The organism is Streptomyces spongiicola, from assembly GCF_003122365.1.
Taxonomy (GTDB): domain Bacteria; phylum Actinomycetota; class Actinomycetes; order Streptomycetales; family Streptomycetaceae; genus Streptomyces; species Streptomyces spongiicola.
This window is the reverse complement of sequence record NZ_CP029254.1, coordinates 6830514-6851194: the sequence shown is the minus strand read 5'-3', so window position 1 is coordinate 6851194 and position 20681 is coordinate 6830514. Positions and strand designations below refer to the sequence as shown.

General features: G+C 73.0%; 13 protein-coding genes and 1 pseudogene. 5 read left to right on the top strand and 9 right to left on the bottom strand.

Annotated features, from left to right (window positions below; translation table 11 throughout):
• Nucleotides 1-494: 494 nt before the first annotated feature.
• Nucleotides 495-869, bottom strand: coding sequence for an STAS domain-containing protein (locus DDQ41_RS29755; RefSeq protein ID WP_109297241.1), 375 nt, complete (start codon nucleotides 867-869; stop codon nucleotides 495-497).
• Between the two features lie 566 nt (nucleotides 870-1435).
• Between DDQ41_RS29755 and DDQ41_RS29745 the strand changes: the two genes are divergently transcribed.
• Nucleotides 1436-1747 (top strand): DUF4235 domain-containing protein, encoded by a 312-nt coding sequence (locus DDQ41_RS29745; RefSeq protein WP_109297239.1) that lies wholly within the window; start codon nucleotides 1436-1438, stop codon nucleotides 1745-1747.
• 136 nt (nucleotides 1748-1883) lie between these two features.
• On the opposite strand, the gene DDQ41_RS29740 is transcribed toward DDQ41_RS29745, so the two are convergent.
• Together DDQ41_RS29740 and DDQ41_RS29735 are read right to left on the bottom strand one after the other, a co-directional pair.
• A complete protein-coding gene (locus DDQ41_RS29740) occupies nucleotides 1884-4439 on the bottom strand; it encodes a PP2C family protein-serine/threonine phosphatase (protein WP_174720336.1) in 2556 nt (851 codons plus the stop codon).
• 85 nt (nucleotides 4440-4524) lie between these two features.
• On the bottom strand, nucleotides 4525-8820 hold the full coding sequence (locus DDQ41_RS29735) for a HAMP domain-containing protein (protein WP_109297238.1): 4296 nt from the start codon (nucleotides 8818-8820) through the stop codon (nucleotides 4525-4527).
• A gap of 363 nt (nucleotides 8821-9183) precedes the next feature.
• On the opposite strand from DDQ41_RS29735, the gene DDQ41_RS29730 reads away from it, so the two are divergent.
• On the top strand, nucleotides 9184-10434 hold the full coding sequence (locus DDQ41_RS29730) for a PP2C family protein-serine/threonine phosphatase (RefSeq protein WP_109297237.1): 1251 nt from the start codon (nucleotides 9184-9186) through the stop codon (nucleotides 10432-10434).
• A 304-nt stretch (nucleotides 10435-10738) separates the two neighbouring features.
• Nucleotides 10739-11497 carry a DUF4142 domain-containing protein gene (locus DDQ41_RS29725; protein WP_262508618.1) on the top strand — a complete coding sequence of 253 codons (759 nt, stop codon included), beginning with the start codon at nucleotides 10739-10741 and terminating at the stop codon, nucleotides 11495-11497.
• A 334-nt stretch (nucleotides 11498-11831) separates the two neighbouring features.
• Here DDQ41_RS29725 and DDQ41_RS29720 read toward each other — a convergent pair.
• Nucleotides 11832-12322 (bottom strand): annotated as a pseudogene (locus DDQ41_RS29720) (flavodoxin family protein); the annotation flags it as partial.
• A gap of 545 nt (nucleotides 12323-12867) precedes the next feature.
• Between DDQ41_RS29720 and DDQ41_RS29715 the strand changes: the two are divergent.
• Nucleotides 12868-13854 (top strand): LuxR C-terminal-related transcriptional regulator, encoded by a 987-nt coding sequence (locus DDQ41_RS29715; protein WP_109297235.1) that lies wholly within the window; start codon nucleotides 12868-12870, stop codon nucleotides 13852-13854.
• A gap of 287 nt (nucleotides 13855-14141) precedes the next feature.
• Here the strand turns inward: DDQ41_RS29715 and DDQ41_RS29710 are convergent, their stop codons facing one another.
• Nucleotides 14142-14399, bottom strand: coding sequence for a hypothetical protein (locus DDQ41_RS29710; protein ID WP_109297234.1), 258 nt, complete (start codon nucleotides 14397-14399; stop codon nucleotides 14142-14144).
• Complete coding sequence (locus DDQ41_RS29705; RefSeq protein WP_109297233.1) at nucleotides 14396-15625, bottom strand: amidohydrolase; 1230 nt, start codon at nucleotides 15623-15625, stop codon at nucleotides 14396-14398. The genes DDQ41_RS29710 and DDQ41_RS29705 overlap by 4 nt, the downstream gene beginning before the upstream one ends.
• 222 nt (nucleotides 15626-15847) lie before the next feature.
• Between DDQ41_RS29705 and DDQ41_RS29700 the strand changes: the two genes are divergently transcribed.
• Nucleotides 15848-16024: a thiazolylpeptide-type bacteriocin gene (locus DDQ41_RS29700; RefSeq protein WP_017948544.1), complete on the top strand. Its 177-nt coding sequence runs from the start codon at nucleotides 15848-15850 to the stop codon at nucleotides 16022-16024.
• 408 nt (nucleotides 16025-16432) lie between these two features.
• On the opposite strand, the gene DDQ41_RS29695 is transcribed toward DDQ41_RS29700, so the two are convergent.
• The 3 genes from DDQ41_RS29695 to DDQ41_RS29685 form a co-directional block, all read right to left on the bottom strand.
• On the bottom strand, nucleotides 16433-18478 hold the full coding sequence (locus DDQ41_RS29695; RefSeq protein WP_109297232.1) for a TOMM precursor leader peptide-binding protein: 2046 nt from the start codon (nucleotides 18476-18478) through the stop codon (nucleotides 16433-16435).
• Nucleotides 18475-19227: an ABC transporter permease gene (locus DDQ41_RS29690; RefSeq protein WP_109297231.1), complete on the bottom strand. Its 753-nt coding sequence runs from the start codon at nucleotides 19225-19227 to the stop codon at nucleotides 18475-18477. Before DDQ41_RS29690 ends, DDQ41_RS29695 begins: the two co-directional genes overlap by 4 nt.
• Before the next feature lie 474 nt (nucleotides 19228-19701).
• Nucleotides 19702-20640 carry an ABC transporter ATP-binding protein gene (locus DDQ41_RS29685; RefSeq protein WP_109297230.1) on the bottom strand — a complete coding sequence of 313 codons (939 nt, stop codon included), beginning with the start codon at nucleotides 20638-20640 and terminating at the stop codon, nucleotides 19702-19704.
• Between the last annotated feature and the right edge of the window lie 41 nt (nucleotides 20641-20681).

Sequence of the window (20681 nt, the reverse complement as noted above, 5' to 3'; positions counted from 1 at the left end):
CGCCCCGGCGGCCCGGAAGGCCTCCGCCAGGGCGAGAGGCAACGAGGCGGGGCGGGGCGAGGCAGCGCGGGGCGAGGCGGGGGAAACCCGCAGGGAACCCGAGGAGGGCCACGGAGAACCAAGATGGCCAAGGAGGGCCAAGGAGGGCCAAGGAGGGCCAAGGAGGGTCGAAGAGAGCCGAAGAGGATCAAGAAGACTCAAGGAGGCGCGAGGAGACGGGCTCGACTCGGGCGCTAGTCATATGCCACGGACATTTGTGCCTGAGGCTCGCTCGCCGGGCCCCACCCCGGGGAAGGCCTCCATGACCGGGCGGAGGGCAGACGCTCGGCAGGACCCGACGGTCCTTCATGGAGGGCCGGGAGGCGGTCAAGCCGGGAGGCGGTCGGACCGCCAGGCCATGAGCCCGTCAAGCCATGAGGGCTGTGAGGGCTGTGAGGGCTGTGAGGGCTGTGAGGGCTGTGAGGGCTGTGAGGCCATGTCGCACCGTCAGGCCGTCAGGCGGCCCCGGCGCCGATCGCGTCCAGGGCCTCTCCGAGCGAGGTGACGGTACGGACCGAGGTGTGGGGGCCGGGCCTCGCAAGAAGCTCCCGCACGGGAGGCGAGGGTGCGGCCACATAGAGCGAAGCCTCCTCCTGGAGCTTCATGAGGAGGGTGAGCATGGCCGGATCGGCGGAGGTGACCGACTTGGTGTCCATCACGATGGCGCGACCCTCGTCGAGTGCGCGGTCGAGTCGGCGGGACACACCGGCCAGCGCGTCCGGACCGAGGTCGCCGCCCAGCGTGATGACCCAGGCGTTGCCTCGCCGGCTGCAACTGAGGACGCCGAGCGCGGTACCCGGGGCCGATGGGGTGCGGTCGCGTTCATGCATCCCCCACGTCTAGCAAACTCATCGGCCGACTTCCAGATGAACGGGTGTCAACCTGTGCTCCGTCCGGGCGCATTCCCGCGCCGACCGCGCGCGGGCCAAGCTCCGTCCGGGCGCGTTCCCGCGCCGTCCGACCGCCCCCGGGTCATGGAGCGCACATGCCGCCGTTGCCCGAGGCGCGGCCGTCGGTCCCCCGCTGCGCCCGCTCGACGGCGGCCCGGGCCTTCACCCCGGCCTTCACCCCGGCCTTCGGTCTGCGGGTGGCTTGCCGTTCGCAGGGCACCGCCCCCACCCGATCCACCGGACGCACCGGACGCACCCGACGCACCCGACGCACCCGACGCACCCGACGCACCCGACGCACCCGACGCACCCGACGCGGTCGTTGCCTGGCCCGGGGCGAGCGAAACCGCGACTGCACGGGGGGGCCGTCAGGTGTACACACTGCCGCAGGGGGCACGCGCCACACGAAACGCCCGTGAGGTACGGGATACGGTGTGCGGCCTCACACACAACGACGGCACGTGTGCTCAAGGCAACGGTGAGAAGGCAACGGTGAAGGGGGACGCATGAGCAAGATGAAACTGAAACGGAAAGGCAGGGTTCCGCTCGTCTACAAGCCGGTCGGCTTCGCCCTGGGCTGGGCCGGCGGCGCGCTCGCCGGGATGGCGTTCCAGAAGGCGTGGAAGGTGCTGCGCCACGAGGACGACGCTCCCGACGCCCTGGACCCCGACCGCGAGTGGGGCGAGATCCTGCTCGCGGCAGCGGTCCAGGGTGCCATCTTCGCCGTCGTACGCAGTGTCGTCGACCGGTCAGGGGCCAAGGCCGTGCACCGGGCGACGGGCGTCTGGCCCAGTGGCGACAGGTCCGGCAGGGACTGACCGGCGCCGGGACCGACCGGCGCCCCCGGCCTGTCTGGCCCTGTCGCGCTCACGGCACCGGCAACGGCGACGGCACCGCTCACGGCATCGGCCACGACCGCCCCGTTGGCCGGTGCGCCGCCGGCGGCGCACCGGCTCAGAGGACCCGTACGCCGATGAGGCAGGTGTCGTCGTCGGTGTCGGACTTGCTGTGGGTGAGCATGTGGTCCAGCCGCCGGTCGAGGGTCGCCGACGCGACCCCGGCCGTGCCCAGCAGCTGCGTCAGGGAGTCGTGGACCGAGGTGTCCCGGCGCTCGACGAGGCCGTCGGTGTACATCAGCAGCGTGTCGCCCGGCTCCAGTTGGACGTCGGACTCCTGGTACCGGGCGTCCCCGAGGGCGCCGAGGAGCAGCCCTCCCGGCATGGGGAGGATGCCGGCGTCGTCACCCCGGACGAGGACCGGGGGAAGGTGTCCCGCCCTGGCCCAGCGCAGCATACGGGTCTCCGGGTCGTACAGTCCGCAGACGGCGGTGGCGGTGACGTGCTCCGTCAGGTGGTGCGCCACTATGTTCAGCCAGGACAGCAGCTGGGCCGGGCCCGCTCCGGTGACCGCGAGGCCGCGTACCGCGTTGCGCAGGACGACCATGCCGGTGGCCGCCTCGATGCCGTGGCCCGCGACGTCGCCGACACACAGCAGGATGCGCTTGGACGGCAGCACGACGGCGTCGTACCAGTCACCGCCGACCAGGGACTCCGACTCCGCCGGCCGGTAGCGGACGGCGACCTCGAGCCCGGGGGCGTCGAGGGGCGCGCGGCTCGGCGGCATGATGGCGTGCTGGAGTTGCAGTGCGAGCCGGTTGCGTTCGGCCGACTCCTTCTCGGTGTGCGCCAGTTGGTCGCGGGTGGCGGCCAGCGCGACCTCGGTCCAGTGCTGCGAGGAGATGTCCTGGTAGGCCCCTCGTACGGCGACGAGCCGGTGCTCGGCGTCCAGGACGGGCTCGGCGATGACCCGGATGTGGCGGGTCACGCCGTCGGGGCGCTGAAGGCGGAACGCGGTGGACGCCGGCCGCCGGTGGTGCAGCACGGCCTGGAGGAAGCGGCCGATGGTGACCGCGTCGTCGGGGTGGGCGTGGGAGGAGAGGTCCTCCAGGTGGACGGGGCCGTCGGTGACCGCGCGGCCGTAGAGGGCGAACAGCTGCCCGTTCCAGGTCACCTCGCCGCTGACCAGGTTCTCCTCGAAGCCGCCGATGCGGCCCAGGCGCTGGGCGTGCTGAAGCAGACTGGCCAGGCGCGCGGTCTCGTCCTCGATGCGCCAGATGAGCAGCACGGCGTGGCCGTGGCGGCTGATGCTGAGGTCGGCGAGGGTGTCGAGGGGAACCTGGTCGACCAGGGCGGTGAGGGTCATCCGCCTGGCCCGGAACGGCTCACCTGTCGCGTAGACGCGTTCGACCTTGTCGAAGAGGTCGCTGTCCGCGGCGGCCATGGGGTACGCCTCGAGCAGCAGGGCACCGCTGACGGCGCTGCGGGGCCGGCCGGCCGGGTCGAGGAAGCGGCTGTTGGCGTGGCGGACCCGGAAGTCGGTGAGACGGCCCTCGCCGTCGAGGTGCGGGGTGAGGACGAGCGCCGGGTCGTGCAGTCCTTCGGTGAGTTCCACGAGTTCGGACACGTCGGTGCGCTCCGGCGGCGCCTGCGGCCCCGCGGCGGGGGCGCTCTCCAGGGTGTGGGCGCACAGTTCGGCCAGGGCGTCGAGCTGGCGCTCGACGGCGGGCGACCGGGGCGGGAGTAGACGGGGCCAGCAGATCTCCAGGACCCCATGGATCCTGCCGCCGGTTCCGGCCGGGAGGGCGACCCGGCCGCCGTCCGCCGTACGGCTGTGGCCGATGGACGGAACGCCCGCCTCCGTGAGCGACGGGATGTGCACCGGGCGCCGGGCGCCGAGCGCCTGACGGGCGACGGTGGCCACGCCGGGCGGCACATACCGCCAGCGGGTGGCCTCCTCCGCGCTGAAGCCGGCGTGGCCGCTGAGCGAGAGGGAACCGTCCGTGGCAGCGGTCCACACGGCGACGGCGGTGGCACCGAGCGGGGCGAGGGCGTGCTGGAGCAGCGACTCGGCGACCGCCTGGGTGTCGCCGGAGGCCAGCGCGGCGCTCTCGGCCGTGCGCAGCCGCACGGAGACGGAGCGGTCGGGTCCGTCCTCGTCGGGGTCGCCGTGGGCGCGCCGGACGAACTCGCTCGCGATGTCGGCGACCTCGTCGCGGGCGGCCTGGTTGACGATGTCGGCCGCGAGTTCGAGCTGCGACAGGCCCGCCTGGCCGGCGAGTTCGGCGAGCTGGGCCGCCGCCTGCGCGGGGCCGCAGCTGAGCCGCTCGATCAGGACGCCCTTGGCGAGTTCGATCAGGGCCCGTCCGTCGGCGGCCGCGTGTGCGGCGCGGACCTCCTTGCGGAGCCGTTCCACGGTGGCCGCCAGCCGGCCGGCGCTGGAGGTGCGGTCCGGTGCGCCGTCCGGCGAGGCGTCCGGCGAGGCGGTGGGAAGGAGCGGCGTGCCGGGGGCCGCCGCCGGGGGCAGCGGGCTCGGCCCGGGTGCGGGGGCGTATGCCGGGCCCGTCCCCGGTCGGGGCGCGGGGTGCGAGCCGGAGCCGGTCGCCGGCTCGCACCCGGCGGTGAGCAGCGCTTCGTCACCGGGCGGGTTCCCGGCGGGCTCGGTTCGGCTCATGGCGCTGCGGACTCCTCGGGGTGCGGGCGGTGAGCAGGGCGGTGCGTCATCGGGCGGTGGGTCTTCGCCGCGGCGCGCGCATGCGTCACGGGGCACTCAGCCACCTGCGGAGGCAGGCGAGGAGATCGTCGGCGTTGACGGGCTTGGTGACGTAGTCGCTGGCTCCGGCGGCGAGGCTCTTCTCCCGGTCGCCGGGCATCGCCTTGGCCGTCACGGTGATGATCGGCAGCGCGGTGTGCTCGGGCATCTGGCGGATCCTGGAGGTGGCCGCGTAGCCGTCCATCTCCGGCATCATCACGTCCATCAGGATCAGGTCGGTCTCGGGGTGCTCGGTCAGCTTCTCGATGCCCTGCCGGCCGTTCTCGGCGTGCAGCACGCGGACTCCGTGGAGTTCGAGGATGCCGCTGAGCGCGTACAGGTTGCGGGCGTCGTCGTCGACGACCAGGACCGTGCGGCCCTGGAGTCCCCCGGCCGCGCTCGGCGGCTGCTGGTGGCTCTCCTCCACCCGGACCAGCGGCACGACGTCTCCCGGCTGCTCGGCCGACAGGTACAGCGCGATGCGCTCGCGGAGTTCGTCCAGGCTGGACAGCAGCTCCAGCGGCCGCTCGTGTACGCGGGACTGGAGGGCCCGCTCGTCCGCCGCGTCCAGCCGGCGGTTGTTGTGGGCGAGTACCGGCACCGTGCGCAGCGCGGCGTCCCCGTCCATCGCGTCGAGGAAGCGCAGCGCCCGCCCGTCGGCCATGTCTAGTTCGAGGACCACGCAGTGGAACGGGTCGGTGGCGAGGGCGGCGGCCGCCTCCTCCGGTCCGACCGAGGCGACGACCTCGATGTCGTCGCGGTCGGGCAGATCGCCTCCGGCGAGTTCGCCGACCGCGCTCTCGGCCACCAGCGACAGCAGTCCCCGGGGGCGTTCCTCGATCACCAGCAGCCGCCGGGGGCGGGTCCGTCCGGGTCCGAAGGCCGCGGTGGGCCGCTCACCGCCGGCGGCCCCCTGCGCGGCCTCCTCGGTCCGCGCCGGTGGACGGGCCGGGTCGTCGGCCCGGCCCTGGAAGTCGGCGCGTTCGACCGGGAGGTAGAGGGTGAAGGTGCTGCCGCGGCCGAGTGTGCTCTCGGCGGTCACCGCGCCGCCGAGCAGATGCGCGATCTCCCGGCTGATGGAGAGTCCCAGGCCGGTGCCGCCGTACTTGCGGCTGGTGGTCCCGTCCGCCTGCTGGAAGGCGCCGAAGATGACGTCCAGTTGCTGCTCGGCGATGCCGATGCCGGTGTCCTTGACGCGGAAGGCCACGACGGCGCCGCCTCGGTGGACCGGGCCGGGCAGTTCGTGTTCGGCCGCCTGCTCGATGCGCAGTTCCACGCTGCCGCGCTCGGTGAACTTGACCGCGTTGGAGATCAGGTTGCGCAGCACCTGGCGGAGCCGGGAGTCGTCGGTCACCAGGCCGGCCGGGGCTCCGGGGGCGGTGGTGATGGTGAAGTCGAGGCTCTTCTGCGTGGTGACCGGCCGGAACGTCGCCTCGACGTAGTCGAGGAGCGGACGCAGCGCGACGCGCTCCGGGTTGATGTCCATCTTGCCCGCCTCGACCTTGGACAGGTCGAGGATGTCGTTGATGAGCTGGAGCAGGTCGGATCCGGCGGAGTGGATGATGCCCGCGTACTCCACCTGCTTCGGGGTGAGGTTCCGGGTCGGGTTCTGGGCCAGCAGCTGGGCCAGGATCAGCAGGCTGTTGAGCGGGGTGCGCAGCTCATGGCTCATGTTGGCCAGGAACTCCGACTTGTACCGGGACGCGAGCGCCAGCTGCTGTGCGCGGTCCTCCAGCTCCTGCCGCGCCTGCTCGATCTCGAGGTTCTTGCCCTCGATGGCGCTGTTGCGGTCCGCCAGCAGGGCGGCCTTCTCCTCCAGTTCGGCGTTGGACCGCTGCAACTCGTCCTGCTGTACCTGGAGTTCCTCGGAGCGCGACTGGAGTTCGGTGGCCAGGCGCTGCGACTCGTCCAGCAGTTCGTCGGTGCGGGCGTTGGCGACGATGGTGTTGACGTTGACGCCGATCATCTCCATGAGCTGCCCGAGGAAGTCCCGGTGGACGGGGGTGAAGGGCGTGAACGAGGCCAGTTCGATGACGCCGAGGACCTGTTCGTCCACCACGACGGGCAGCACGATCAGGCTTCCCGGCGTCGTACGGCCGAGGCCGGAGGAGATGACGTAGTCCCCGGGCACGTTGTCCGCGGCGATCGTGCGGCGGCTGCGCGCCGCCTGTCCGACGAGGGACTCGCCCAGTCCGAATCGGTCCTGACCGGGCGTGCCGGCCGGCCGGCCGTAGGAGCCGACAAGCCGCAGCCGGGTGCCGTCCCCGGTCTCCTCGGCGAGGTAGAACGCGCCGTACTGGGCGGAGACGAGCGGGGTCAGCTCGTCCATCACCAGCTCGGCCACCACCGCCAGATCGCGATGGCCCTGCATCAGCCCGGAGATCCGGGCGAGGTTGGTCTTGAGCCAGTCCTGCTCCTGGTTGGCGCGGGTGGTGGCGCGCAGCGACTCCACCATCGCGTTGATGTTGTCCTTGAGGTCTCCGACCTCGCCCGGCGCCTCCACGGTGATGGAGCGGGTCAGGTCCCCCTCGGCGACGGCGCTGGTGACCCCGGCGATGGCGCGGACCTGGCGGGTGAGGTTCCCGGCCAGCTCGTTGACGTTCTCGGTGAGCCGCTTCCAGGTGCCGGAGACGCCCTCGACCTCGGCCTGGCCGCCGAGCCGGCCCTCGCTGCCGACCTCCCGGGCCACCCGGGTCACCTCCGCGGCGAACGACGACAGCTGGTCGACCATCGTGTTGATGGTCGTCTTCAGCTCCAGGATCTCCCCCCGCGCGTCCACGTCTATCTTGCGGGTGAGATCGCCCCGGGCGACCGCGGTGGTGACCTGCGCGATGTTCCGCACCTGGTTGGTCAGGTTGGTGGCCATGGAGTTGACGTGGTCGGTGAGGTCCTTCCAGGTGCCGGCCACGTTAGGCACCCGGGCCTGGCCGCCGAGCCGCCCCTCGGTGCCCACCTCGCGGGCCACCCGGGTGACCTCGTCGGCGAACGCGGAAAGGGTGTCCACCATCGTGTTGATCACCTCGGCCAGCGCGGCGACCTCGCCCTCGGCCTCGACCGTGATCTTCCGGGAGAGGTCGCCGCGGGCCACGGCGGTGGCCACCTGGGCGATCGAGCGGACCTGCCCGGTCAGGTTGGACGCCATCACGTTGACGTTGTCGGTGAGGTCCTTCCAGGTGCCGGAGGCGCCGCGTACCGTCGCCTGGCCGCCGAGGTCGCCCTCGGTGCCCACCTCCCGCGCGACGCGGGTCACTTCGGCGGCGAAGGCGGACAGCTGGTCGACCATCGTGTTGATGGTCTCCTTCAGCTCCAGGATCTCCCCCCGCGCATCCACGTCGATCTTCTGCGACAGGTCACCGCGCGCCACCGCGGTGGCCACCTGGGCGATCGAGCGCACCTGCGCGGTGAGGTTGCCCGCCATGAAGTTCACGGAGTCGGTGAGGTCCTGCCAGGTGCCGGAGACGCCCTTGACGTCCGCCTGGCCGCCGAGGATCCCCTCGGTGCCCACCTCCCGCGCGACGCGCGTGACCTCGTCGGCGAAGGCGGACAGCTGGTCGACCATCGTGTTGATGGTCTCCTTCAGCTCCAGGATCTCCCCCCGCGCATCCACGTCGATCTTCTGCGACAGGTCACCGCGCGCCACCGCGGTGGCCACCTGGGCGATCGAGCGCACCTGCGCGGTGAGGTTGCCCGCCATGAAGTTCACGGAGTCGGTGAGGTCCTGCCAGGTGCCGGAGACGCCCTTGACGTCCGCCTGGCCGCCGAGGATCCCCTCGGTGCCCACCTCCCGCGCGACGCGCGTGACCTCGTCGGCGAAGGCGGACAGCTGGTCGACCATCGTGTTGATGGTCTCCTTCAGCTCCAGGATCTCCCCCCGCGCATCCACGTCGATCTTCTGCGACAGGTCACCGCGCGCCACCGCGGTCGCCACCTGGGCGATGTCCCGCACCTGCGTGGTGAGGTTGCCCGCCATCGCGTTCACCGAGTCGGTCAGGTCGGCCCATGTGCCCGAGACGCCGGGGACCACGGCCTGTCCCCCGAGCGTCCCTTCGGTGCCGACCTCCCGGGCGACCCGGGTCACCTCGGAGGTGAACAGGGAGAGCTGGTCGACCATGCCGTTGAACACACCGGCGATCTCACCGAGCAGACCGTCGGCGTCGTCCGGCAGCCGGGTGCCGAAGTCCCCGTCGCGCACGGCCGTCAGCCCCGCCAGCAGCTGCCGGAGTTCGGGCTCACCCACGGCGCCCCCGTCGTGCGACCCCGTCCGCAGCACCGGACGCGTCTTCTCCACCGTCGTCTCAGCCATGACCGCCCTCGTTAGCCCGACCCTGCTCCGCCCGTGTGCGACGGGTGGAGCGCAGCGGCCCTCCGGCGGAGGGCCAACCCCCGTACTCCGCCGCACCGTCGATCCGGGAATCGTTGTCGTACGACAAAATACGAGGCAGCGTACCGTGCCGCGACCCTCCGCGTGACCTGCGCCCCTGCGCGTATCGGACAGGCGACATGCGGCAGTCGGCAGGCGGCGGAAGTCGGTCGGCGGGTGCCGGCGACGATGCGCCCGACCCGGCGAACGCGGAACGCGTCGCGGTTGGTACGGAACTCTTCGCCGGATAGGTTTCCCGCGGATGCAGGTTCTACGGGACGAGGCACGGACAGCGGGGAGACCGGGATGCAGCACCGGAACGGGCTGGCGGAGACGCTCGCCGCCGCCGAGGACGCCGCACCGGTGGAGTCCGTCGAAGTCGTCGCCCGCGATCTGCGGGAGCGGCTCGGCGCGCGGCATGTGTCGTTCCTGATCGTCGACATCGTCGGCCGGAGACTGGTACGGGTCGGCGAGGACATCGCCACCCGGAAGGGCCGCCACGCGGAACAGATCGAACTGACCGGCAGCCGCTACGACGAGGTCCTGCGCACCCAGCGGCCGGCGCGGCTGCGCGAGGGCGAGCGGGGCGAGCGGGGCGAGCGGGGCGAGCGGGTGATCGTGCCCGTCACCAACCGGGGCGACACCATCGGCCTGCTCGAACTGACCCTGCCCGATGCCGGTGACGAGGTGGTGGAGCAGGTCGAGGAGACCGCCCGCGCGCTTGCGTACATGATCGTCACGGACCGCCGCTTCACGGACCTCTACCACTGGGGCCAGCGCACCACCCCGGTCAGCCTGGCCGCCGAGATCCAACGGCAGCTCCTGCCCTCGGCGTCCTGCTGCGAGGCGGCGCAGTTCACGTTCGCCGCGGCGCTGGTCCCCGCCGACGCCATCTCCGGCGACACCTACGACTACACCCTCGACCACGACACACTGCATCTGTCGGTCACCGATGCCATGGGCCATGACGTCAACTCCGCCCTGCTGGCGACTCTGCTGGTCAACGCGTCACGGGGCGCCCGCCGGGACGGGGGCGACCTGACCGAGCAGGCGCACCGGATCCACCAGGCCGTCCTCGACCACGGCCGCGACGCCCTGGCCACCGGGCTCCTTCTGCGCGTCGCCCTGGACGGATCCGGAGCGCGCGTGGTCAACGCGGGCCATCTGTGGCCGCTGCGGCTCCGCGACGGCCGGGTCGGCGAAGTCCGGCTCGACGCCCATCTGCCGTTCGGGGTGCCGACACCCGACCCGTACCGGGCGCAGGACCTGGACCTGCGCCCGGGCGACCGCCTCCTGCTCTACACGGACGGCATGCAGGAACGCCGGGCGCAGAGCGTCGACCTGCCCGGACTCGTCCTGGACACCGCCTCGGAGCACCCGCGGGAGGTCGTGCGGGCCCTGACCGAAGCGGTGTCCCACGCCTGCGACGGACGGCTCCAGGACGATGCCGCGGCGCTGTGCCTGGACTGGCACGGGGCCGGCACCCGTACCCGCCACACCCGCCGCACCCAACGCACCCAACGCACCCGTCACAGCCGGGCGGAAGCCGGCACATAGCGGGCACCTGGCGGGCACGTCGTCGGCGCATGGCGGCTGAGGCGCTGGACCGCGCCCGCCACCGTCCTCGAATCCAGGACTCCCGCGAATCCAGCGATTCCCGCGAATCCAGGACTCCCGCGAATCCAGCGATTCCCGCGAATCCAGCGATTCCCGCGAATCCAGGACTGCCGCGAATCCAGGCGGGCGGTGAACACACCGGCGCCCCTGTCCGTACTGCTGTCTGCGTGGCGTGCCAGTAGTCCCGCAGACAGCGCCCGACCACATGAACGGGCACGAAGACCAGGCGGAGCCCGGAGGCATCATGAGTCCGAACAGACGTGCAGCAGAGTCCGGAACCCCCTTGCGGACCCTGGCCGCCGTCGCCGCCGTGTGCGCGGTCATCGCGACCGTGCTGATCGCGACCCGGGAAGGTGACGACGACGCTCCGGCCGCACAGGCACAGGCCGGAATCGCCGCACAGGGCAGCTACGGCCAGGGCGCAGGGGAGGGCTACGGGCACTCGTCCGGCACCGGCCATGCGACCGGCGCGCAGAAGGACGGCGCGGCGGACGAGGCCGGGCAGGCTCCGGCCGGGCCGCAGCCGGTGACGGAGATCGACAAGACGTTCCTGGTCAAGGTGCGCCAGGCCGGACTGTGGGAGATCCCGGCGGGCCGGCTGGCCCAGACGAACGCGTCGAGCGAGGCCGTCAAGCGCGCCGGTCTGCATCTGCTTGACGGTCACAGCAAGCTCGACCAACTGGTCCGGGAGGACGCGAAGATCCTGGGGGTGCCGATTCCCGACGAGGCGACGGATGAACAGCAGGAATGGGTACGGCAGTTGGAGAACTCCCGCGGGGCCGAGTTCGACCGTCTCTTCGCCAACGTTCTGCGCTCCTCGCACGGAAAGATCTTCGCCACCATCGCGGAGGTACGGGCGGCCACCCAGAACGACCTGATCCGCCGTCATGCACGGCAGGCCAACCAGACGGTCCTGGATCACCTGGAGGTCCTGGAGGACACCGGTCTGGTCGACAGCGCCACCCTCGCGGAGGTCGAGAAGTCCGTCACCCCCGGTCAGTGAGGCACAGCCTCCGGACGGACACCGGCCCCGCTCGCCCCACGCTCCCGGTTCGCCGCACGCTCCCGGTCCACCCCGGCACCGCGATTCACCCAGGTTCACCCAGATTCACCCCGGCCCGCGCCGGGCGGTGCTCCGCCTGGGCCGCGCAGGCCCGGTGAACCGGTCGAGCCGGTCGAAGCCAGGGGGCAAAGAGGGTGCGCAGGGACGGTGGTCCAGGCCGAGGAGGGCCCGGCGACCGTGTGGTCAGCGGCTGGGGCTGAACCGGCGCGGTGCGCGGCCCGCCGCACACCCGCCTTCGGCACCGGCGTGTCCACGGAGGCCCTCCTCGCCGGGGCTACCGGTGTTCGGGGTTCGGTGGGTCGGAGCGGCAGCCCGCGTCCCACTCCGTGCGCCGGTTGCCGTGCGCGGGTCTGCCGCCTGCCTGTTTGAGCATCGCGGCCGGGTGCAGCCAGGCAGCGGGTTCCAGGTCATGAGCGTGGTGTTGCGCCGGGTGAACTCGTTCTCGGGTCCGCACGAACCGGGGTCGAGACAGGACGGTCCCGGGCCGGCTTCGCCGATCCAGCCGGCGTCCGCCTGCGGCGGGACGGTGTAGCCGGCCGAGGTGCTGGAGGCTGTAGAGCACGTCCATCGCGCAGTGCTTGACACCGTCCTCGTCTCCGTTGATCAGGCAGCCGCCGAGGCGTCCGTAGTAGGCGTACCGCCCCTTGTCGTTGAGCAGGCCGGCGCAGGCGTCAGGCCGGCGCAGGCGTGGAGCCGCTCGATCACCCGCGTCATCGCGGAGCTGTTGTCGCGCAGCCGGACGGGACCGGCGAGCACGAGGACGTCGAGGACGTCGAGGACGTCGAGGACGTCGAGGACGTCGAGGACGTCGAGGACATCACCCTTTCGGGGCGTCGGCCAGGCGTCGGTCTCCCAGACGTGTTCGGTCATGTCCGGTCACAACCCGGTGGCGATCGTCGTCGATCGCCCGCCCGCCCGGGCACGGTGCCGTGGCCCGGACGCGATCGCGCGGGGCGGGGCAGGGGCGCCCCGCGTCCGGCGGCTCCCGGCTCCCGGCTCCCGGCTCCCGGCACCGCAGCGAGATCGTGCGGGAGCGGTCGCGCGGGAGCGGGGCGTCGGGGCGGTCCGCGGAGCGCCCGGAGAGGCGACACCGCGGTGAGGTCGCGGGTCGGAAGGCATCAGCTCTCGTCCCACCCGTCCCGGAGGGAAGCGTTCCGTACGACACTGCGAAACGGCAGGTACGACGGGTGCGGGAGGAGTAGGGCCGAATGCCTGGTATGCGGGATAGCCTTCGGTGGTACGCAGCCGGGGGTCACCCTCTTCCCGGCGGACCGAACTCATACACCGAGGGCGCGTTGCGTGAGAACGAGATGGCCGTGCTCGGCGTGTCCGCCGCGGACGAGGAACTCTACCGGCACTGTCTGCGCCATCCGGACACGACGAGCGAGGACCTGCTCGCGCTCGCCGACAAGATCGGATCGGGCCCCGAACAGGATCCGGGGCGCTGCCTGGAGCGACTGCGGCGGCTCGGGCTGATCCATCCCACGGGGGCGGACGGCCGTATCGCACCGGCGGATCCCGAGGTGGCGGTGGCCCGGCTGATGGACGCCCGGCTCCATGCGCTGCACCAGGAGTTGCAGCGGGTGACTCAGGCCCGGCACGTCGTGCAGGGTCTGCGGGCCGAGCAGGGCGAGTTGATGGCGTCGCAGGGCATCGAGCAGTTGCACGGTCTGGACGACATCCGCAACCGCATAGAGGACCTGGCGTTCTTCGCCCGTGAGGAGATCCTTTCGGTGGAGCCGTACACCAGGCTGTCGGCCGAGAACATCGCCCGGTCGCGTCCGCTGGACATGCGCTGTCTGCGCCGGGGTGTGCGTATCCGGAACGTCGTGCTGCGGGCCGCTCTGGACCATCCGCCCACCGCGGGATACCTGCGGGAACTGGTCGCGGAGGGCGCCCTGATCAGGGTGGCGGAGAACATATCCGAGCGGATCCTCGTATACGACGGCCATACGGCCCTGGTGCCGGTGGATCCGCGCAACACGGCACGCGGCGCGCTGCTGGCCCGCAGCAACGGGTTGGTGGCGAACATCATCGCCCTGTTCGAGCAGATCTGGTCCCAGGCCGAGCAACTGACCGCCGTCGCCGGGCCGGAGGGTGAGGAGAAGCGGTTGACCGGTACCGAGCAGCGGGTGCTGCTGTCGATGTGCTCGGCCGGCAAGGACGAGGTGGGGGCACGGGAGCTGGGCGTGTCGGTGCGGACGTACCGGCGCCATGTCGCGGACATCATGCAGAAACTCGGTGCGGTGAACCGGGCCCATGCGGCGCTGCTGGCACGGGAACGCGGCTGGGTGTGAGGGTCGAGCCGCCACCGCCCGTTACCCGTCCGGATGGGGCCGGCCGCGCGGACGGCGAACCTCCGGCACCGTTCCCTCCGGCACCGTTCCCTCCGGCACCCGCCCCTCCGGCACCCGTCCCGACGGCACCCCTCGGGCACCCGTCCCGACGGCACCACTCCCGGACCCGTCCCGACGGCACCGCTCCGGCACCCGGGAGCGGGCGCCCGCTACCGCCACCGGGGAGCGGGCGCCCCTCCGGTGGGACGCCCGGACGGTCCACGGGCGGCGCCCTCAGGTACCGGCGGTCAGTCCCGGTGGCGGGACCAGCCCCGCAGCGCGGAGTCCGCCAGCGCCCGGCTGACGGCGCTGCTGACCGTGCGCGGGTCGGTGGCCGAATCGAGGGCGATCCGCAGCCGGATGCGGTCGGCACGGACCTCGGGCAGGCAGGGCCAGTGCCCGGGCAGCAGACCCAGCAGCCGGATGACGGTGGTCTCGCCCGCGGGTGCCGTACGGTCGTCGCGCACGGCGACGACGTCGACGTAGTCCCGCCCGGAGGCGGTCATCGCGCCGCGCCCGCCGTGCGGCCGGGGGTGCCCAGCAGACTTCGCGCGGCCGTGGCCATCGCGGTGATGCCGGCCGGGAGGGCGGTGCGTACGTCGGGCGCGAAGGTGTCCGTGTGGTTGGCCGGCACCGGTTCACCGCTGCCGGCCGCCCGCCACTGCCGGACGCCGGTGACTCCGAGCATCCAGTAGGCGACCGGCACCCCGCCCTCGGCGTAGTGGGGGAAGTCCTCGGTGGCGGTGGATCCGGGCCAGCCGGTCACCCGGTGCGGCCCGAAGGCGTCCTGGTGTGCGCTGCGCACCCGGTGGCCCGTCTCCGGGTGGGACTCCAGCACGGGCGAAGAGGCGGTGACCGTGATCTCCGGTCCGCGGTCGCAGCCGGAGGCCGCGCACTCGGCTCGTACGACCCGCCGGACGGCCTCGGTCACCCGGGTCAGGGCGGCGTCCGTGAACGCCCTGACGGACACGGACAGCCGGGCTTCGGAGGGGATCACGTTGGCCCGGTCCCCGGCGTGCAGTGAACCGACGGTGAGCACGACCCGCTCGCCGGGCGCGGATTCGCGCGACACCACCGTCTGAAGCCGCATCACCACGGCGGCGGCGGTGACCACGGGGTCGACGGCCAGGTGCGGCGTGCCCGCGTGCCCGCCGCGCCCGTGGACGACCACGTCGAGCGTGGCACCGGCGGCCATCAGCGGGCCCTGCCCGTGGGCGACACATCCGGCGGGCAGCGGTGCGCAGTGCTGGGCGAGCACCGCGTCCGGGGTTCCGAACCGGTCGTAGAGGCCGTCGTCGAGCATCGCCCGGGCGCCGCTGAGAGTCTCCTCCGCGGGCTGCCCGACGAGTACCAGGGTGCCCCGCCAGGAGTCGCGGTCGCCGACGAGGAGGGAGACGGCGCCGGCGGCCGCCGCGGTGTGCAGATCGTGTCCGCAGGCGTGCATGACGCCGGGAACGGTGCTGGCGTACGTCAGGCCGGTGCGTTCCGCTACCGGCAGCGCGTCGAGTTCGGCCCGGACCATCACCGTGGGGCCCGGTCCGTTGCGGAGCACGCCGACGACCCCGTGCCCGCCGACGCGGCGGGTGACGGTGCAGCCGTCCCGCTCGAGCCGGGCGGCGAGCACCCCGGCGGTGCGGACCTCCTCGCCCGACAGCTCGGGATGGGCGTGCAGGTCGACATACAGCGCGGTGGCGTCCCTCAGGACGTCCCGCGGGACTTCTGCTGCGTTCAACGCGTCTCCTTGCCTTCGGTGCGGCGGTGGCGGACCGGAAGGCGGCTCATCCGCCAGCGTCCCCGGCCCGCACGACAGACGCCCGGCGTTCCGCTGACAAGGGGTGTCAGCGAAGTGTCAGCGAGAGCCGAGGTGAGGTGAAAGGCCGTTCGGCTGCAATGGTCCCGAGCGAGGAGACCGCCGGACCCGCCGGCCGGCCCCGCACACCCAAGGGAGACGCAGATGACCCCGAAGCCCGAACTCGCCACGCTCGCCGACGAGATCCTGGAGCTGGAGTCCGAGACCTTCGAGATCTCGGACTATTCGGACGCCGCCGAGGTCGTCCTGGCCGGTTCGACGTCGTGCTCCTCCACGTCGACCTGCTCCAGCACCACCAGCACGACCTCCTGCAGCGCCTGATCGCGGGCGCGCGGGCCGTCCGCCGGACGGGCCACGGCCTCCCACCCCGGCGGGCGATTCCGCGGGGCGGGGGGCCGTCGGCATGCGGGCGGACGGCAGGACTTCCGACGACCCCACCTCGCATACGGCTCCGCTTCGCGTACGAGTCCACTCCGCACAGGACTCCGCTTCGGGCGGCGCGACTTCGCATGGCGCCGCACTCGGACGAGGCGACGCTCGCATGACGCCGCACTCGGACAAGACCGGCTCGGACGGCACGGGCTCGGACGCCGCCGCACTCGGACGACACCGGCTCGGACGGCACGGACGACTCGGACCACACCGGCTCGGACGGCACGGGCTCGGACGGCACGGACGACTCGGACGTCTCCGTACGCGGCACTCGAACCGCCCGCCCGGGTCCGGCCGTCACGGGAACGGATGCGGCACGGCCCTGACCTCCGGTCCGGGCAGGAGGTCCGGGCGCCGTCCCGCGTCGCGCAACCCGCTCCGCAGCCGCGGCATCAGCAGGGCCCGCTGGCGTGACCAGCCGAAGTCCAGCGGCAGGATGCCGGGGACGACCATGGCGACCGTGTGCAGCCCCGACCGACGCTGCTCCGGGGTCGTCTGGTCCACGACGACGGCGTCGAGGCCGGCGGCGGCGATCCGCCGGACCAGGAAGCGCACATCGTCGCGGAGGTCGCCGGTCCGCGGCCGCAGGGAGTCCGTCCAGCCGCGGAACACGGCGTCCAGCGGCAGCACGTCCACCGGCTCCAGGAACTCCCGCGCGTGGACGGCCATCTCGGGCAGGCCGAACAGCTGGGCGTGGTCCTTCAGATGGAGCACCCTGGAGTAGTCCCGGGCCATGTCGAGGAGTTCACCACGGCGCGCCGCCACCTGGTGCGGCAGGTGCGGGATGTAGGTGAGCACCTCCGAGAGCGCGGACTCGACGGTCTCCTCGGGGTCGAATCCGGCCGCGGCCGCGAAGGACAGGGTGCCGGGGCCGCCGTCGCGGCGGACGGCGAGGGCGGTGACCACCGGCACGGCGAGGTCCATGGTGGTGTCGTGGGCGAGGACGTCGTAGCCGTGCAGCGCCGCCCGGTCGGCCATGGCGCGGATCGAGGCGCGCCGGCAGCTGCGGAGGTCGATCGCGGTGAGCGGGGCGCGCCCGTACCAGGCCAGCAGGAAGGCGTCGCGCTCGATGATCTCCAGCAGGGCGAAGAGGATCGCCTCCTCCGGACTACCGCCGGTCGCACAGCCGTTGGAGCACTCGAAGACGAAGTTGTCCGCGTCGGTTCCCGCGCTGTAGTGGGCGAGGCGGGCGGGGACGAGCACCGGGCGGTCGTCGCGCAGCGAACGGCCCCAGACCCAGGGGATCTCCCGGGCCGGGTCGAAGGGGCTGACGAGCGGGTCGCGCGCATAGGTCTGCGGGGCGTAGAGGCCGCGCGCCGCGGGGTCCACGACGGGGGTCCCCGCCGCGACGAGGTCGTCGTACGAGGCCGTCACGGGCGTGGTGCCGCGGCGGCGGTGGGTGCCCGCGTAGCGTTCCAGACCCTCCAGCCGGGCCAGCGTGCGGCTGGCGGCGTAGCTGTTGGCCTGCCCGCTCCAGGTGACGTCGTTCAGGCCGGCGTATCCGCGCACGAAGTTGGTCCCGGCGACGGGGGCGGTGGTGGTCGAGGCGGGGTTGATCCAGGTACGGGCGCCGAGCGCCCCGCACACGGGGTTGGCGAGCGCCTGCTCGGGGAGGTCGTACGAGGAGGCCGGGCGCAGCCGGTAGCGGCCGGGGTCCGGTTTGGGGGCGGGTCGCAGCCGGGCCGGGGCGGCGTCCGCGGTCTCGGGGACGGCCGTGACGCAGGACGGGCAGAGGGGTTCGGGGAGCAGGGGGAAGGTCACCGTCGCGAGGGTCCCCAGGTCGACGCGGGTCACCTGGGGAAGTGCGCGGTCTGCCGGGGCCTCGGCCGGTGGGGACAGCCGTCCGCCCAGGGCGGCCCGGTAGGCGGCCCACACCGCGTCGACCGCGTAGGGGGTGATCACCGGCCAGGCCGTGGCCCCGTGCGGCGGGCGGCCCCGTTCGAGTGCCTCGCGTTCGGAGCGGCTGCGCAGTCGCTGCCAGCGCATGGCGAGGCACTGCCCGCACGCCGCTTCGCCTGTCCCGCCCCAGGGGCCGATGAGGACGGCTCGGGCGGTCAGTTGGACGTTCGCCCGGGGCCGGGTGGCGGCGTACGGGTCGGGGGCGCCGGTGCCGAGCACGTCCGCGGCGCCGAGGGGCACCACGAGCGGTGCGGGGACGGCGGCGTCGCCGGGTGCGGCGCCCCCGAGTACGGTGCGCCGGGCGGAGAGGGCGTCCTGGAGGATGGCGGTGGCCCGCCCCAGCGGTGGCGCGGCCCCGGCGACGGTGTCGGCAGCGGAGGAGGAGGCAGCCTCGGAGGAGGCGGAGGTGCCGGCAGCGGCGGCGGTAGCGGCGGTGGTGGTCATGACGAGTCGCTCCAGCGGAACGTCCTGACGGCGACGGCGCCGAGCACCACGGCGAAGCCGGCGAGCACTCCGCAGTCGAGGAGCACTCCGCCGGTGCTCCCGCCCGTGAGCGCGTCCGAGACGCCGTCGTTGAGATAGCGCAGCGGGAGGACCCGCGACAGGGTCTGCATCCAGTCGGGCATCATGTCCAGCGGGAGGAACGAGCCGGACAGGAACGCCATGGGGATCATCAGGCAGTTGGCGACCGCGGCGACGGCCTCCGGGGTCCTGGTGTACGAGCCGACGATCACCCCCAGCATCAGGAAGGCCGTGATGCCGAGGACGAGCACGGGCAGCGCCAGCGGCCAGCTCCCGGACACGCCCAGCCCGAAGAACGGCAGCATGGCCACGGCGACGAACAGCACGGACTGGACGACGCCGACGGCGACCGCCAGCACATAGCGGGAGGCGATGACGGCGGAGACGGGCGTCGGCGTCATCCGGATGAGGCGCAGGATGTCGTCGCGGCGCCACTGCATCAGGACGAACGCGACGCCGAACACGGCGGCGTTGCCGACGCCCCAGGCGAGGACGCCGGGGGCGATGTGGTCGATGTACGGCCGGCCGCTCTGCTCGACGTCCTGCCCGCTGAAGATCAGGCCGAAGACGACGAGGAACAGCAGAGGGAAGGCGAAGGTGAAGAAGAGCGTGGTCCGGTCCCGGGTGTAGGCCCGGTATCCGGCCGTGGTCAGCGCGGCGTAGGCGCTCATGGCGGAGGTCTCCGTGGTTCGTCGGCCGGCGTTCGGCGCCGGCGGTAGGCGGTAGGTGGTGGGCGGTAGGCGGTAGGTGGTGGGCGGTGGGGATGGCAGCGGCAGCGGTTGGGACTTGGGCGGTGGAGGCGGAGTGGTGGGAGGCGGCGGCCGGGGCAGGGCCGGTGCCGGCGGCGCCCGTGGGGGCGGCGGCTCGGTACCGGGCCCGGCTGGTGGGACGGGGCCCGGCTGGGGCGTGTCGCGAAAGTAGCTCCGTCCGCCCGCAGCGCGGGGCCCGCGGCGTCCGGTGCGTGCGGTGCATCCGGTGACAAGGCGGAGGACCGTCCCCGCGCCGGAGGTACTCGACGTACCGGAGGTACCGGGCGTACCCGGACGGCTCCGGCAACACAGCGCGGAGGCACCTCCCGTGTCCGAAGGGCGACCGGAGAGGGCGTGCCGGGCGCCGCGGGCCAGGAGGGACTCTCGCCGCACGCCCTAGCCCTGGCTGCGGTGGTCCTCCGGCGCGCCGGTCAGCTGGAGGTAGACGTCTTCCAGTCCGGCGGTGCGGGTGCGGACACCGCGGAGTCCGGCGAGGGCGTCGACGGCGGCGAGCACGCTGCCGGCGTCGAGGGTCTCCAGGACGACCGAGTCGCCGTCGAGGGTGGCGTGTTCGACACCCGGGATACCCCGGGCCGTCTCCAGGTCCAGCCGCGCGGCGGGCACGAGCAGCCGCGTGGTGGGACTGCCCTGCTCGATGAGCCGGCCCGGGCTGTCCAGCGCGACGACCCGGCCGCCGACGAGGATCGCCACCCGGTCGCACAGTTCCTCCGCCTCGTCGAGGTGGTGGGTGGTGTAGACGATGGTGCGGCCCTCTCCCTTGAGGTCGCGCAGCACCTGCCACAGCGTCCTGCGGGCCTGCGGGTCGAGGGCCGCGGTCGGCTCGTCGAGGAAGATCAGCTCGGGCTGGTGGACGAGGGCGGAGGCGATGGCGAGCCGCTGCCGCTGCCCTCCGGAGAGGTCGTCGACCCGGGTGCCGCCGTGCTCGGTGAGGCCGACGGAGGCCAGCGCGCTCTCGGCGGCGGTGTCGTCCACCCGGTACAGGGCGGCCACCGTACGGAGATGCTCCCGGGCGGTGAGCCGGACGAAGAAGGCGGACGACTGGGTCTGGACGCCGATGCGTGCCAGGAGCGCCGGGTTCCGGGGCCAGGGGCTGTGGCCGAGGACGGTGACGGCGCCCGAGTCCGCGCGCCGCTGGCCCTCCATGATCTCCACGAGGGTGGTCTTCCCGGCGCCGTTGGGCCCGAGCAGCCCGAAGAACTCACCACGGGGGACGGTCAGGGATACGCCGTCGACGGCCTGCACGGCGCCGTAGCGCTTGTGCACGGTGTCGAGGGCGACGGCCGGGCCGTCCTGCGGGCCGGCGGTGGGGGGCATGGAACTCTCCTTCGTGGGTGCGGATCGCGGCCGGAGGGCCG